The following is a 14,639-nucleotide window of genomic DNA, read 5'->3' as shown; positions in this document are numbered from 1 at the left end:
TTAGTGGTGTCCCTGGGCGGTAGCCAGTTTTTCTTTTGACAGGGCGATCAGCGATTCGATATCGCCTCTTGAAGGATCATTATTCAAAACCTTCTCAAAATCGGTAACCGATGCCTTTAACGATGCAATACCACGGGCTTTATCGTTTGGTTTGGTGCTTTGCACTTTAAATATACCGTATTCGCGATAAGCGATGCCGCGGTTCTGATAGATCTTCATATCGCCGGGCTCAATTTCAATGGCTTTGGTAAAATCTACAATAGAGGCTAACAGGCACTTATCTTTATCGGATGTTGAAGTGGATGCATCCTTAGCCAAGCGGCCCTGTGCCAGTGCGCGGTAATAATAAGCCATGCATTCGGCCGGTTTAAGGGCAATAAGCTTTGAATAAGTAGTGATGGCCTTTTTGTAGCTTTCGCTATGAAAGTAGGAATAGCCCAGCATCCAAAGCGCGTTGGTATTGGTAGAGTCAACCACGCAGGCCCGTTCCAGGTGTTTTGCCGCTGTACGGAAGTCGGCATCCATTAAAGCCTGCCGGCCCATACTTACATAGGCGTTTTGGGCAAGTGACGGACGGACACTAACCGACGAAATGATCAAGCATGAAAGAATGACGGATATCCTCATCAAATGTTACGCAACCAAATAGTATCAATAATAACTGTTATAAAACCAAATTATTATATCTTAATTAAGTTTTTTCGCAAAAAATAGTTTTATGGGGCGGGGAAAATTATCCCTGACTTTTTAACAGCCCCAATTATCTGATATTTTTTTTGAACCAGCAAATTTTAATTTTATAATGGGCATTCGCTCAGGTATTTATATTTTTACATGATATAAACTATGCTGAGGCTATAAGTTGGCACAGGGATTGAAACATATCGCTACACAGGCGGCTTTTTATTTATAGCTGCTATTTAAGTTAGTTTGTAGCAATACAGGCTGACATTTTGACGTTTTTACCATAATAGAGAGGTACTTGATGAGCTTCGATCCATTTGACTTTAAATCTGCTTTACCAATCATAAATGAGGATTCTGAGTTTTTTCCTTTAATGTCGTCGGAAGACGAGGAGGAAATGAATAACGAACAGATGCCCTCTGTTTTGCCTATCCTGCCGCTGCGTAATACCGTATTGTTCCCGGGTGTGGTGATGCCCATTACCGTGGGCCGCGATAAATCCATCCGCCTCATTCGCGAAGCCAATAAAAAAGACCGCCTGATCGGCGTGGTATCGCAACAGGATGTAAACATCGAAGACCCGATCTTCGATCAGTTGAACCGTGTAGGCACAACCGCCCTTATTATAAAAATGCTTAAGATGCCCGACGGTAACACCACCGTTATTCTACAGGGCAAAAAGCGCTTTGTTTTACAGGACGAGGTACAAAGCGAACCCTACATTAAGGCTACAGTTGAACCTTTCAAAGAGGTAAAACCTGCCGAGGATAAAGAATTTAAGGCGCTGATATCATCTATTAAAGATATGGCGATGAGCATTATCCAGCTTTCGCCAAATATACCCAGCGAGGCCGGCATCGCCATCCGTAATATCGAGAGCACTTCGTTTTTGATCAACTTTATCTCATCAAACATGAACGCCGATATGGAGGCCAAGCAGAAAATGCTGGAGACTGCCGATCTGCGTGAGCGTGCCAAAATGGTGCTGGAACACCTCACCACCGAAATACAGATGCTGGAGTTGAAGAACCAGATCCAAACCCGTGTGCGCACCGACCTGGATAAACAACAGCGCGATTATTTCCTGAACCAACAGCTAAAAACGATACAGGAAGAACTAGGCGGCAATACGCCCGACCTGGAGATAGAAAACCTGCGCGACCGTGCCGTTAAAAAGAAATGGGCCATTGAAGTAAAAGACCACTTTAATAAAGAGATAGAAAAGCTGGCCCGTATGAACCCCGCCGCGGCAGATTATTCGGTGCAGATCAACTACCTTGAACTGTTACTGGACCTGCCATGGAACGAGTTTACCAAGGATAACTTCGACCTGAAGCGAGCCCAAAAGATATTGGATAAAGATCATTTTGGCTTAGATAAGGTAAAGCAGCGTATTATTGAATACCTGGCCGTATTGAAGCTAAAGCATAATATGAAGGCCCCTATCCTTTGTTTAGTAGGCCCTCCGGGTGTTGGTAAAACATCGCTGGGTAAATCGATAGCCAAGGCTTTGAACCGCAAATATGTGCGTATGGCCCTGGGTGGTATCCGCGATGAAGCCGAGGTGCGTGGTCACCGTAAAACTTATATTGGCGCTATGCCGGGCCGTATCATCCAATCGATAAAAAAAGCCGGCGCGGCTAACCCTGTGTTTATTTTGGATGAGATTGATAAGGTGGGGAACGATTTCCGAGGTGATCCGTCATCCGCTCTGCTGGAAGTGCTGGATCCGGAACAGAACAGTACTTTTTACGATCATTACGTGGAAATGGACTTCGACCTGAGTAACGTGATGTTTATCGCCACCGCCAACTCGCTAAGCACCATACAGCCCGCTTTGATAGACCGTATGGAGATCATCGAGGTGAATGGTTATACTATCGAGGAGAAGATCGAGATCGCCAAACAACATCTTGTTCCAAAACAGCGCGAAGCCCACGGCGTAAAAGCTAAGGATGTTACGCTAAAGAACGATGTGATTGAAAAGGTAATTGAAGATTATACCCGCGAATCGGGCGTACGTACGCTGGATAAGCAGATCGGTTCGGTGATCCGCGGCGTGGCCAAAAACATCGCAATGAAGGAGGAGTATAACCCGGCCGTAAGCAAAAAAGACATCGAGAAGATATTAGGCGCACCGATATTTGATAAGGACCTGTACGAAGGCAATGATGTGGCCGGCGTAGTAACCGGCCTGGCCTGGACACAGGTTGGCGGCGATATTTTGTTTATCGAATCGAGCCTGAGCCCAGGTAAGGGCCGCTTAACCCTGACCGGTAATTTGGGCGATGTAATGAAGGAGTCGGCTACGATAGCCCTCGCCTACCTGCGCGCTCATGCCAATTACTTTAAGATCGACCCGCGCTTGTTCGATCAGTGGGATGTGCATATCCACGTACCGGCCGGCGCTACCCCTAAGGATGGCCCATCGGCAGGTGTAACCATGCTAACCGCCTTAACATCGGCATTTACCCAGCGTAAGCTGCGCCCGCATTTGGCCATGACCGGCGAGATCACCCTGCGTGGCCGTGTGCTGCCCGTAGGTGGTATTAAAGAAAAGATACTGGCTGCCAAGCGCGCCAATATTAAAGATATTATCCTGTGCCGCTCTAACCAGAAGGATATCCTGGATATCAAGGAAGATTATATTAAAGACCTCAGTTTCCATTACGTAAAGGAAATGCGCGAGGTGATAGACCTGGCCCTGTTGGATGAACTGGTGGACGATCCGCTGGATCTGACAGTGAAGGAAGAACCCAAGGCGACAGTTTAAACCGGATCATATTTTTTTACTGGCTTCAGTTTATAACTGAAGCCCCGAGTAAAGGAAAGTTTATAACTTTCCTTTTTTAGTTTAAACGCGAGGCACCTGATGAGGGTGTTAAGGTCATCCTACTTCGCTTCTTCTAAAATGAGTTTAAAACTATGGATATCGATTAAGGGAATGCGTGGAAAAGGGATGGTTTTAAGAACATTAAAATGATTGTCATGAGTCACAATGTAGTCCGCATTTGCAGCAAATGCACAATCCACAAATTTATCATCATCGGTATCAGCAGGTAATTAAATTAAGCTGATAATATACTGTGGTGAAAATGGCGTTAGGAAGTTCGGTTATGGAACGGCTTACATTAATAGCAACTTCACTATTCCAATGTTTTGTAATTAATTCTTCGTATTCAAATAAAATATCAGGAGTGATAGCGATATAGAAATCGCCTTTTAACAAAGCTTGATATAGCCAGTGATACTTTGAGCGACTTGAAATAGATACCAGCAGAATATTGGTATCGAGCACAACAACCAGCGGTTTAACTCTATCCATTTAAAAGACGATCCATATCATTATCTGTCATGCCTTTTTCATCCCATATTTTATCTGCAGCCTTTATGGCTTTATCTGCAAAAAACCGGGACAGCAGTTCTTTCAGGTCCTTAATATCGTTTTCCGACAAATTCCTGTCGAGTATCTTCATTAACTCAACCTGCGCATTATTCAATGGATAATTTAAGGTACTCATAACTGCTAAATATGGTGCTTATATACAAATTTACAAATTTATTTCCTGAATATGTTGGTGATCTCTATCCTATCGGCCAATACAATTAATAATTCATATCGCCTAAACATATCCAGCCTTTTTATATTTTTACCGTTCTGCTAATTAATAACCAATGAGAATAAAACTAATATCCCTATTTGTAAGCCTTGCCCTTACGTATACCAGCGTCGCTCAATCACATAAAAACGAGATCGGCATACAGTCGGATAACGACTCGTACCTGGCGCAGGGATCCGACAGGTATTATACCGATGGCATCTTCGTTTACTTCCGCCATGCGCTTAAGGCAGATGGCACCAAACTTAAAAACAAGGTATTAGGGTTCGAGGCCGGGCAAAAGATCTTTAACCCGCAGGGCGGCAATATCCCTGGCCCGCAATATATCGACAGGCCTTTTGCGGGATACCTGTATGCCGGCGCCACCCTGAACTTGCTTTATGCTAACGAAAGCAATTTAAAGCTGGGTGCGCAGGTAGGTGTTATCGGTCCCGGATCAGGCGCCGAGGGTACACAAAACACCGTGCACAGGTGGTTTAACTTTTACCACCCAACCGGCTGGGAATACCAGATACATGATGGCGCGGTTATTAATCTATCGGCCGAATATAATAAACTGCTTACCCGCGGCGATGGCATCGACCTGTCGTTTACCGGGTACGGCAATCTTGGTATGGGTTTTAGCGGCGCCGGTGCGGGGTTGATGGTTCGTGCAGGTAATTTTAACCAGTTGTTCAATTCGGTAAGCACCCAAAGCACGGCCAGCAATATCGATAGCAAAGATCTGCTGCACCCGCACGAGTTTTTTGCCTATTACAAACCGGTGCTTAACTATGTGGCTTACGATGCTACCATACAGGGTAGTTTATCCAGTAACAAAAGTTCGGCCCCCTTACAAATCACATCAAACCGGCAACCTATTATGCTAAGTAACGAAGTTGGCGTGGCCTACACTGCCAGCCATTGGGTATTAAGCTTCGCGGCGATATTTCATACCAAAGATACTAAGGAACAGGTAAGGGTGCACCAGTGGGGATCGGCTACGGTTTTGTATAGGTTTTAAAAAAATATTGTAGAGCCACATATTTGTGGCCCCCGCTATGCAAGTTAAATTTAAATAAGAGAGACACGAGGTATCGTGTCTCTACGGTTATCTTTTAAAAATCAAAATCTCTCCGCCTCGATTCCTTTTTGGCCGAGTGCTGCTTCTTGGCATCCAATCTGGCAGCTTTCTTGGCTTTGGATATCTTAACTTTTTTGCGCGCTTTCGGAACGATCAGCGCCTGGCTTAATAACTGGGCTAAACGTTCAAGCGCGATCTCTTTGTTTAACAACTGGCTGCGCTCTTCATCACATACCACCTGTAACAAACCATCCTTATTGAAACGGGAATGCAGTTTATGGGTAAGCAATTGCTTTTCCTCGCCGGTAAACAATAATGACGTATCTATCGGGAACAATAATTCAACCTTAGTTGATACTTTATTTACGTTTTGACCGCCCTTGCCTCCGCTGCGCGATGTTTTATAGGTAACCTCTCTTTGCAGATCGGCCTTGTTTAAATTCATGGCCAAATTTAATGAATTAGTTGCTTGGGTTGATTAGGAGAATAGTTGGGTATACAGAAAAAACAACTAATTCAACTGCTCACTTAATCAACCCAATCAACTAAAATAACTACCTTTGTCTCCCGATGAGCAATAACATTGTGGTAGCTATTGATGGCTACTCGTCATGCGGAAAAAGTACCTTAGCCAAAGCACTGGCCAAAAAACTCCATTTCATATATGTCGATAGCGGCGCCATGTACCGGGCAGTTACCCTGTACTTTTTGCGCAACAACGTCGATCTGCAAAATGAAACCCAGGTAGCACAGGTTTTGGAAAACATCCACCTGAACTTTCACTCGCGCGATTATGAAAGCCACATCACACTTAACGATGAAGAAGTATCTGAAGAGATACGCCTGATGCCGGTATCCGAAAATGTGAGCGCAGTTTCGGCTATCCACAGTGTGCGTGTGGAAATGGTGAAGCAGCAGCAACGCATGGGCAAATCAAAAAATATTGTAATGGATGGCCGCGATATTGGTACTGTGGTATTCCCTCACGCGCAGGTGAAGCTGTTCATGACCGCCGACCCGAAGATCCGTGCCGAGCGTCGTTATAAAGAATTGCTGCCCAAAAACCCCGATATATCCTTAGAGGACGTTTTTGAGAACCTGGCTCACCGCGATTACCAGGACACCACCCGCAAAGAAAGCCCGCTAACCCGCGCCGATGACGCCATTATTTTAGATAACACCGACCTTACACCCGACGAACAACTGCAATTCGCGCTGGATAGGATAAAGCCGTTTATGGAGAAATCTGCCCAATAAACTGTCATGCTGAGTAATATAATCCCGGGGGGGCCTCTAATGGTTTCTATGACATGCCGATGAAAGCCCCCACTAAATCTCCCCAAAAGGGGGAGACTTTGGAACCCTCTCCTCTGGAGAGGGCAAGGTGAGGCTTCAGCGGAAAAACAAACATGTCATGGGTAGTTATAAAAATCCGGCGGCCTCTTAGTGGTTAAATGACATTAAAAGGTATTGTCATTTGCGAGCGATAGCGTGGCAATCTCATAGGATGATCGGTTGTGCTTTCATGAATGTTGGTCTGCTCATAGCCGCAGGGGCCTACTACTTTTTCTTGAAAAAAAGTAGCAAAATTCAAGACAGCAAAAATGCTTCCTCTGCCGCACAGGCCTTTGCCCAGCAAAGCGGGCTGAACCACGGGCTGAACCTTGATGCCCTGCTTCGCACCCACAAGCCTACGCTTCAGCACCAAGCTAATGCCCCTTCCGCCCACAGGCCACCATTGTTCTGCCCGCTTTCGCCCGGAAGCTCTTTTGCTGTCGGAAAAACAAACTGTCATGCTGAGTAATATAATCCCGGCAGGCCTCTAATGGTTTTTATGATATGCCGATGAAAGCCTCCACTAAATCTTCCCAAAAGGGGAGACTTTGGAACCCTCTCCTCTGGAGAGGGCAGGGTGAGGCTTCAGCGGAAAAATAAACTGTCATGCTGAACTTGTTTCAGCATCCCATCATACATATCCCATATGCAAAACTAACCATGCAAGTGGGGTGCCGAAACAAGTTCGGTATGAAGTTCTACTCATACCAATAGTAATCGAACTTACTTACCGGGGATCCTTCGCTATCGCTCAGGATGACGCTGTAATACTGTAGCGTTTTTCCTTTTACATCCGTATTACCTTTCATAAACCACCCGTTATGAAAAAGACCATATACATCGCACTGGTAACCCTCGCCGTATTTAGCTGCAAAAAAGAAAAAAGCGCGCCTGCATCAACCCACAATAACCTTATTGGCAAATGGAACCTCGTAGTTTTTTCGGGCGGTATCGCTGGCGGGGTATATCGCCCCAACGGCAAGGCAACGGTTGAGTTTAATACCGACAGCACTTATAAAAACTATGCTAATAACCTTATTGTAGACCAGGGAACTTATCATATACGAGCTATGGCTACACCCGTTTATTCGCCCAATGTAAAAGACAGTGTAATATATTACTCTACCCGCTCAAACACCCAATCGTACGTTTTAAAAGCGCCGGATACTTTGCTATTGTTCGATTACAACATCACCGATGGTTACAGTTATAAATATGTGCGTATTAAATAAGCTTAACCTTTCATAAAAGGGTTAAAGTTGCGGGTGCCAATTTCCATACCGGCTGCCCGGCAAATGGTTTTATCGCCAAACTTAAAGTTGATCTGGTCCATAGCCTGGTATAGCCTGATGCGTTCCTCGTTATCTTCAAACAGGTTGATCTGGTAGCTGCCGGTGGCCAGGTTGCTTAACCTCACTCCTATCAGGCGGATGGGCCGGCGACCGTTCCAGGCTTTTTTTAGCAGGTTTTTTACGCCGGGCAGCAGGATATGCTCGGCGGCCGTGAGGGCGATCTTTTCCTGGATGGTATGCGTTTCGAAATTGGCGTAGCGTACCTTAATGGCCAGGCAGCCGGCTACCTTGTTTTCGCGGCGCAGTTTGCCGGCCAGTTCCTCTGTCATGGATGTCAGGATGTTTTCCAGTACGCGCTGGTCAGACACATCGGTTTCAAAGGTATTTTCTGTCGATATGGATTTGCGGTCGGAATGCGGCACGATCTCGCTATGATCAATCCCGTGTGCCTTTTCGTATATAAATAATCCTGCTTTACCAAACACGGCTTCCAGAAACTTCAGGTTTACCTTTTGCAGATCGCCTATCTTCTCAATGCCGTAGCTGTATAACTTCTGGCAAGTCTTTTCACCCAGCATGGGTATTTTGCGGATGGGCAGCGGAGCCAGAAATTCGCACTCTTTGCCGTGCGGGACAAATAACTGCCCATTAGGCTTAGCCTGGTTGGTGGCCATTTTTGATACCGTTTTGCCCGACGACATCCCGAACGAGATAGGCAATTTTGTTTCCCGGATGATTTTTTGCCGGAGATCGGTAGCGAATTTGTAGCAATCGTAATAGCGTTCCATGCCGGTCAGGTCGATATAAAATTCATCTACCGATGTTTTTTGGTACAGGGGCACGGTATCGTGGATGATCTGCGTTACCTCGCGCGATGCCTCGCCATAGCGACCATGCGTACCGCGGATGATAATAGCATGCGGGCAAAGCTTCATAGCCGTTTTCATCGGCATGGCCGAGTGGATACCGAACTTGCGCGCCTCGTAACTGCAGGAAGCCACCACGCCCCTATCGGCCGAGCCACCGATCAGCACCGGCTTGCCGATAAGCGCAGGGTTAAACTTCCGCTCTACCGATACGAAGAACGAATCGAGATCGATGTGTACGATATGTTTTTTGTGTTCCAATTTTTCTCTTGATCGCCATTTTACTCACCCGGTCGTTGCTTCGCTCGACCACCCTCTCTCCGCTGCGCGGAAAGAGGGTGGTAACGGTAGCGATGGGTTTGAACCCCATCGCTGTATAGCGGCAAAGTATTTCCGGCCCTCTTTCCGCGCAGCGGAGAGAGGGCCGACCAGCGAAGCATTGCCGGGGTGAGTAACCTCACAAAATTGCTAAATAAATTTGATATTTTACTAAAAATATTAGCAAATTTGTTATCCAAAATCATTTTGCCATGACCGGATACACTGATTACTTAATGCTACTTGCCCCGTCCGACGCGATCAGGTACGATATCGACCGTTATAAGCGTGCCTCGGCCCGGGTGATCGGAAATTACGATGGACTGACCTCGCCGGCACATATCAGCATTAACCATCAGCACCGCTGCAAGCCTTTTGTGGCGCGGCATGCCATTAGTCAGATGGCGGGTAAACTGGGACTGCTTACGCCGCATGAACTGTACATCAGCAATTTTAAATACTTTACCCATGGCGATACCGGCATGACCATTTACGCCTGCGTGGTGATGGATGAGCGTACCCAGCGCTGGTTTAAAGGCTTGCAGGGTAGTATGCGTATCATTCAAAAACCTATTGTTCCGCATATTACGGTAGTGCGCAATATCCATCCCGATAAATTTAAATTGTTATGGCCAAAGTTTGAGCAGTGCAAATTTAAAGCCAGTTTTGTGGCCGACCGACTGATGGTTTTGGAACGCGAAACCTACAACCCCAACGCCCGCTGGCAAAAATTTAAGGAGTTTAAGTTTGGGGAGCAGTTGATGGAGTATTAAAAGGCATTTTGAAAAGTGGGGGAAATTGTGGATATTATTGCTAATGACGATATACGAAATACTTGATCGCTTTCATACCGAGAACGATATTAATACAGAAACAATTGCGGCGTTTCAAGCCGATACTGCCTTACGTAAAGAACTTATTAGCTATTCCAGGCAAAATAAGGATAGGGCATTTGCACTGGCTTTGCTGGATAAATTTATAACTACCAGGCGACAGCCGGATGGTATAATGCCCGCAGAAGATCTGATGTTGGCCTGCTTTAATTTAGGGCTGCAAAACCATATCGAAGATTGCTTAAAAATATGGGATGCTAAAACCATCGACTTTGATACCTACTGTGGCCTGGATATACAATTAGTGCCGTTTGCCGGCGTAACGGATACTATCAGCTTCCTACAAAAACAAAACAGCGACGAGGCTTTGAAGGCCCTAACGTATATATGCGAGTGCGATGCGTGCGGTGACTTTGATGAACTGGACGAGTACTTTTCTGCCAAAACATTTCCATGGTTCATATGAAACTTGTTTTACATTCTTACAGACAAAGTTTATCAGCGCTGCCGCAAAGCGGGCAGCATATTTTAGCTCACCAAACCGATACCCATTTACTGGTTTACCAGGCCTACAAGCCAGCTATTGCCAATTACGCGATTAAGCATCAAACGCTGGGCGGGACAGATTTTAGCATGAACCGCATGTCGTGGATAAAGCCTAATTTTTTGTGGATGATGTACCGCTGCGGCTGGGCCGGAAAGGAAAACCAGGAGCGCGTTTTAGCAATTTGGATAACGAAGGAAAGCTTCGAACAAATATTAGCGCAAGCCGCGTTCTCATCCTTTGCGCAGGGGAATTATAGCACCCACGACGAATGGAAGAACGAACTTGCCACAAAAGAAATACGCTTGCAATGGGACCCTGACCACGACCCGCATGGCAATAAACTGGAGCGCCGCGCTATTCAACTGGGTTTAAAGGGCGATGTTTTAAAAGCGTTTACACAGCAGATCGCGTTTATTGAGGATATCACCGATTTTGTAAAGCAGCAGAAAATTCTGCTTGATGACGATCGTTTAGATGAATTGACGGTTCCGGTTGAAACTGTGTTCAGGCCAAGGGACGAAAGTTTGAATATGAAACTCGGTATAGCATAACCGTTCAACATAAACCCGGGCGAAGCGGAAACCCCACAGCCAGCGCCGGCATTGCGCGGTGGCGCGAGGAGTTGGAGTGCAGCACGGGAACAAACATTGATAGCAGCACTGGCAGTGCTTTTCAAAACAATCTTCCTGATTTGTTTTGGCTAAAGCCGGTTTTATAAACTTGCTATCCGTACCATAAATGGGACGGTAATAAATCCCCACGATGTCTTTGCCCTAAATTATCCGGTATAAACATTTCTAACTCATTGCCGTTGGCTTCAGCCAACGGGTAAGCAGGCTATCCGGAGGGCTTTAGCCTAAATCTCTTACAGCAGCACATTATTGCAGGCAGTTAGTTGATATTTATTTTCGATAATAATTCCATATCTTCGCAAAAAATAAATCTCAAACCGATGCTATTTCAAAAACATATCTCAACTTGTATGCAGCCCATGGGCGTGCAGGGGGATGGTTTTGCACCGGCTCAGTCATTCTCCGCTCCTGTTTAGCGTACCCGCTTAAACAGACGATCATCAAATTTTATTTATTATTGATTACAAGGCTTAACAGCCATTAATATATTTATGGACACTTTTTATACCATCGAAGAAAAGTATCTTCAGGCGGTGGAGGAGCGCTATTACGGCGAAATGCCTAAAAGCCTGCAACTGCTTAACGATATTATACAAACAGACCCGCTGTATGCCCGTGCGCATTACCAGTTGGGGCTGATATATTATTACAACATGGCCGATTACCAAACGGCCGGCTATCACCTGAAGTTATGCGCTGAACTGGAGCCGCAGTTTCCGGATGCTTATATACCCTATTTGCAACTGCTGGTATTTTTAAATATGGCTGCACAGGCCGGCGCTGTAAGCCAAAAGGCGTTGCAGGTGCCCGGTGTAGATCATGCTGCTGTTTACAAGCAGTTAGGTTTACTGGCCGAAAAAAGCGGCAACTGGACACAGGCATCCGGCATGTTCAGGAAGGCATTGCTGGCGGCAAGCAATAAGAAACAGGTAGATAATCTGGAAGAAAGCCTGGAGCGTATCGCCTTAAAAGTAAAATCGACCCGGGGCTATACCTATAGCCTGGCCGAATAAGTACCTCACCCTGCTCTCTCCAAAGGAGAGGGTTCTAAAAATTCTCTGAAACCCTCTCCCCTTTGGGGAGGGTTTGGGAGGGGTGTACTTAGTGTACTTTGTGGTTAAATTGCCACCAATGCAAAATCAGTGAGGCATTCAAAAATCATCGTCCAATTTTGTACTTTAGCCCCATCAAAACCACCGGAATGCTAAAAAACAAACTCACACTTTTTATTTTCATCGCATTGGTAGTTGGTGTAATTACCGGCTATCTGTACAACCTTAACGTAATAGACCAGTACAACAAAAAAATAAGTACGGCCGATGCCAACATCAAAGCCATAGACACCAAACTGGTGGAGATGAAAGATACTACCGTTGCCGAATTCAAGACCCTGAAAACGCAACGCGTAGCCGAAGTAAAGGTAAAAAAGGAGAACGACGGCATCCGCGAGGACAAGTTGGAAGGTTTCACTATTCTAAGCGATATTTTCCTTCGCCTCATCAAAATGATCGTAGCTCCGCTGGTGTTCACTACCCTTGTGGTAGGCGTAGCCAAGGTGGGCGATATTAAGGCGGTGGGCCGTATTGGCGGCAAAACGCTGCTTTGGTTTTTAAGTGCTACGCTGGTATCGCTGCTACTGGGTATGCTGCTGGTGAATATGTTTAAGCCGGGAATTACCATGCACATCCCGCTGCCGGATAGCCATTTGGGTACCGAAATTAAAAAGTCGGCCCTTTCATTAAAGGATTTTATCAGCCACGTAGTGCCGCGCAGCTTTACCGAATCGATGGCGAATAACGAGATCCTGCAAATCGTGATCTTCTCGATGTTCTTCGGGGTGGCTACCGCCGCCATTGGCAAGCAAGGCGAAATTGTGGTGAAAGCCATGGATGCTATCGCCCACGTTATCCTGAAAATTACCGGCTACGTGATGAAACTTGCCCCAATCGCCGTGTTTGGCGCTATTACGGCTGTTGTGGCTAAACAGGGTTTGGGCATCCTTTCAACTTATGCCATTTTCATCGGCGAGTTTTATTTTTCGCTGATATTGCTTTGGCTGGTGATCGTATTCGCCGGCTTTATGGTGCTGAAGGGCCGTACCTTTAAACTGGTGAATAATATAAAAGATGCTATGCTGGTGGCTTTCAGCACCTCGACAAGCGAGGCCGCTTACCCGCGCGTGCTGATTGAACTGGAGAAATTTGGCTGTAATAATAAGATAGTAAGCTTTGTACTGCCGCTGGGCTACTCGTTTAACCTGGATGGTTCGATGATGTATATGACCTTCGCGTCTATCTTCCTGGCGCAATCGTACGGGGTGCATCTATCCATTGGTCAGGAAGTCTCCATGCTACTGGTGCTGATGTTAACCAGTAAAGGTATTGCCGGCGTGCCGCGCGCGTCGCTGGTGGTTATAGCCGGTACCATCGCCATGTTTGGTATCCCGGAGGCTGGCTTAGGTTTATTGATTGGTATTGATCCGCTGCTGGATATGGGCCGGTCGGCTACCAACGTGCTGGGTAATGCCATGGCTACCGCGGTAGTAAGTAAATGGGAGGGCGAACTGGGCGAGGAAAAGGAAATGGAGATAGATATGTAGAAAGTCCGGAAGTCGGAAAGTCCGAAAGATGCAATATTAGTTCTGTCTTTCGAACTTTCCGCCTTTTCGAACTTCAGGACTAATTTCTATCTTTGCACCCTAAAATCTTCCGGACTTTCGGTCTTTTCTGACTTCCGGACCTTCTAAAGAGCATGAGCAACAAAAACAAAAAAATATTCCTGATAGCCAGTGTAACTATCCCATTTCTGCTGTATTCTATTTATTACTATGGCATTATGGTGAAGAATGCGCCGTATAAATTTTCAGAATTCGATCATATCAGCTTTCAGTATGGCACCGGCGATAGTTTGCTGAACAAATTTGAATCGAAGAGCGGTAATTACCAGTATGTTGATGACCGCGATTCGGTAAAGAAGATGTACCTGCGCCTGAGCAGTAACGACCTGCTATACCTGCACCGCAAGGCAGCCGACCTGGGTTTCTGGAATTTCCCGTCGGATGAGACCAACCCTTACAAGAAAAAGACCGGCCCTAAATCGCTACGTTATATTATTGAGTTTGGCTACAAGCGCAAAACCAAGCGCGTGGTATTTGATGCCGCCTTTGATGGTGATGCCCGCCTGAAAGATGCCAATGTAAGGCTGATCAAGGAGATCCAGCACGTGCTGGATGATACGCAGGAGAAGATGAAGAAGTAGCGGAGAAGTCCGCAAGCCAGGAAAGACCGAGAGTCCGGAAGTTGTTTTTGCTTACCGGCTTTTCGCATTAGCCCGTATGTAATTTTCCCACTTCCGGACTCTCGGTCTTTTCCGACTTTCGGACTTTTCTCAAAAGCTCTTGCTTTTAAGAAAACTAAACTCTATATTTGCACCTCGAAAATTTTAAAAAC

17 protein-coding genes are annotated in these 14,639 nt (G+C 46.0%); 10 read left to right on the top strand and 7 right to left on the bottom strand.

Going from position 1 to position 14,639, the window contains the following annotated elements; all coding sequences use genetic code 11:
* On the bottom strand, window positions 1-600 hold the full coding sequence (locus HQ865_RS06045; protein ID WP_173414028.1) for a tetratricopeptide repeat protein: 600 nt from the start codon (window positions 598-600) through the stop codon (window positions 1-3).
* A 385-nt stretch (window positions 601-985) separates the two neighbouring features.
* On the opposite strand from HQ865_RS06045, the gene lon reads away from it, so the two are divergent.
* Window positions 986-3,457, top strand: coding sequence for an endopeptidase La (gene lon, locus HQ865_RS06040; protein ID WP_394353368.1), 2,472 nt, complete (start codon window positions 986-988; stop codon window positions 3,455-3,457).
* Window positions 3,458-3,576: 119 nt separating this feature from the next.
* Here lon and HQ865_RS26105 read toward each other — a convergent pair whose 3' ends face one another.
* From HQ865_RS26105 to HQ865_RS06030, 3 genes are read right to left on the bottom strand one after another with little or no spacing between them, the layout of a single operon-like run.
* Window positions 3,577-3,717: a hypothetical protein gene (locus HQ865_RS26105; protein ID WP_394353367.1), complete on the bottom strand. Its 141-nt coding sequence runs from the start codon at window positions 3,715-3,717 to the stop codon at window positions 3,577-3,579.
* A 19-nt stretch (window positions 3,718-3,736) separates the two neighbouring features.
* Window positions 3,737-4,009: a PIN domain-containing protein gene (locus tag HQ865_RS25845; protein WP_202020455.1), complete on the bottom strand. Its 273-nt coding sequence runs from the start codon at window positions 4,007-4,009 to the stop codon at window positions 3,737-3,739.
* Window positions 4,002-4,205: a hypothetical protein gene (locus HQ865_RS06030; RefSeq protein ID WP_173414026.1), complete on the bottom strand. Its 204-nt coding sequence runs from the start codon at window positions 4,203-4,205 to the stop codon at window positions 4,002-4,004. Before HQ865_RS06030 ends, HQ865_RS25845 begins: the two co-directional genes overlap by 8 nt.
* A gap of 154 nt (window positions 4,206-4,359) precedes the next feature.
* Between HQ865_RS06030 and HQ865_RS06025 the strand changes: the two genes are divergently transcribed.
* Window positions 4,360-5,307 carry a lipid A deacylase LpxR family protein gene (locus HQ865_RS06025; protein WP_173414025.1) on the top strand — a complete coding sequence of 316 codons (948 nt, stop codon included), beginning with the start codon at window positions 4,360-4,362 and terminating at the stop codon, window positions 5,305-5,307.
* Window positions 5,308-5,401: 94 nt separating this feature from the next.
* Here the strand turns inward: HQ865_RS06025 and arfB are convergent, their stop codons facing one another.
* Window positions 5,402-5,812 carry an alternative ribosome rescue aminoacyl-tRNA hydrolase ArfB gene (arfB, locus tag HQ865_RS06020; RefSeq protein WP_173414024.1) on the bottom strand — a complete coding sequence of 137 codons (411 nt, stop codon included), beginning with the start codon at window positions 5,810-5,812 and terminating at the stop codon, window positions 5,402-5,404.
* Between the two features lie 125 nt (window positions 5,813-5,937).
* On the opposite strand from arfB, the gene cmk reads away from it, so the two are divergent.
* Window positions 5,938-6,624 carry a (d)CMP kinase gene (gene cmk, locus HQ865_RS06015; RefSeq protein ID WP_173414023.1) on the top strand — a complete coding sequence of 229 codons (687 nt, stop codon included), beginning with the start codon at window positions 5,938-5,940 and terminating at the stop codon, window positions 6,622-6,624.
* A gap of 193 nt (window positions 6,625-6,817) precedes the next feature.
* Here cmk and HQ865_RS06010 read toward each other — a convergent pair whose 3' ends face one another.
* Entirely contained in the window at window positions 6,818-7,162 is a 345-nt protein-coding gene (locus HQ865_RS06010) for a hypothetical protein (RefSeq protein ID WP_173414022.1), read from the bottom strand.
* 361 nt (window positions 7,163-7,523) lie between these two features.
* Between HQ865_RS06010 and HQ865_RS06005 the strand changes: the two genes are divergently transcribed.
* Window positions 7,524-7,934, top strand: a complete 411-nt coding sequence (locus HQ865_RS06005) for a hypothetical protein (protein ID WP_173414021.1) — start codon at window positions 7,524-7,526, stop codon at window positions 7,932-7,934.
* 2 nt (window positions 7,935-7,936) lie between these two features.
* Here HQ865_RS06005 and dinB read toward each other — a convergent pair whose 3' ends face one another.
* Window positions 7,937-9,121: a DNA polymerase IV gene (dinB, locus tag HQ865_RS06000; RefSeq protein ID WP_173414020.1), complete on the bottom strand. Its 1,185-nt coding sequence runs from the start codon at window positions 9,119-9,121 to the stop codon at window positions 7,937-7,939.
* A gap of 269 nt (window positions 9,122-9,390) precedes the next feature.
* Between dinB and HQ865_RS05995 the strand changes: the two genes are divergently transcribed.
* The 6 genes from HQ865_RS05995 (at window position 9,391) to HQ865_RS05970 (ending at window position 14,448) form a co-directional block, all read left to right on the top strand.
* Complete coding sequence (locus tag HQ865_RS05995; protein WP_173414019.1) at window positions 9,391-9,951, top strand: 2'-5' RNA ligase family protein; 561 nt, start codon at window positions 9,391-9,393, stop codon at window positions 9,949-9,951.
* Between the two features lie 43 nt (window positions 9,952-9,994).
* The gene (locus HQ865_RS05990) at window positions 9,995-10,477 is read left to right on the top strand and encodes a hypothetical protein (RefSeq protein WP_173414018.1); all 483 of its coding nucleotides are present in this window, start codon (window positions 9,995-9,997) and stop codon (window positions 10,475-10,477) included.
* On the top strand, window positions 10,474-11,109 hold the full coding sequence (locus HQ865_RS05985) for a DUF4291 domain-containing protein (RefSeq protein ID WP_173414017.1): 636 nt from the start codon (window positions 10,474-10,476) through the stop codon (window positions 11,107-11,109). Before HQ865_RS05990 ends, HQ865_RS05985 begins: the two co-directional genes overlap by 4 nt.
* A 572-nt stretch (window positions 11,110-11,681) precedes the next feature.
* Window positions 11,682-12,203: a hypothetical protein gene (locus tag HQ865_RS05980; RefSeq protein ID WP_173414016.1), complete on the top strand. Its 522-nt coding sequence runs from the start codon at window positions 11,682-11,684 to the stop codon at window positions 12,201-12,203.
* A 188-nt stretch (window positions 12,204-12,391) separates the two neighbouring features.
* Window positions 12,392-13,789 (top strand): dicarboxylate/amino acid:cation symporter, encoded by a 1,398-nt coding sequence (locus tag HQ865_RS05975; RefSeq protein ID WP_173414015.1) that lies wholly within the window; start codon window positions 12,392-12,394, stop codon window positions 13,787-13,789.
* Between the two features lie 152 nt (window positions 13,790-13,941).
* Window positions 13,942-14,448, top strand: a complete 507-nt coding sequence (locus tag HQ865_RS05970; protein ID WP_173414014.1) for a hypothetical protein — start codon at window positions 13,942-13,944, stop codon at window positions 14,446-14,448.
* The last annotated feature ends 191 nt before the right edge of the window (window positions 14,449-14,639 follow it).

Source organism: Mucilaginibacter mali (assembly GCF_013283875.1).
Taxonomy (GTDB): domain Bacteria; phylum Bacteroidota; class Bacteroidia; order Sphingobacteriales; family Sphingobacteriaceae; genus Mucilaginibacter; species Mucilaginibacter mali.
Note: the sequence above shows the minus strand (reverse complement) of the source record. Positions and strands in the feature narration are given on the sequence as shown.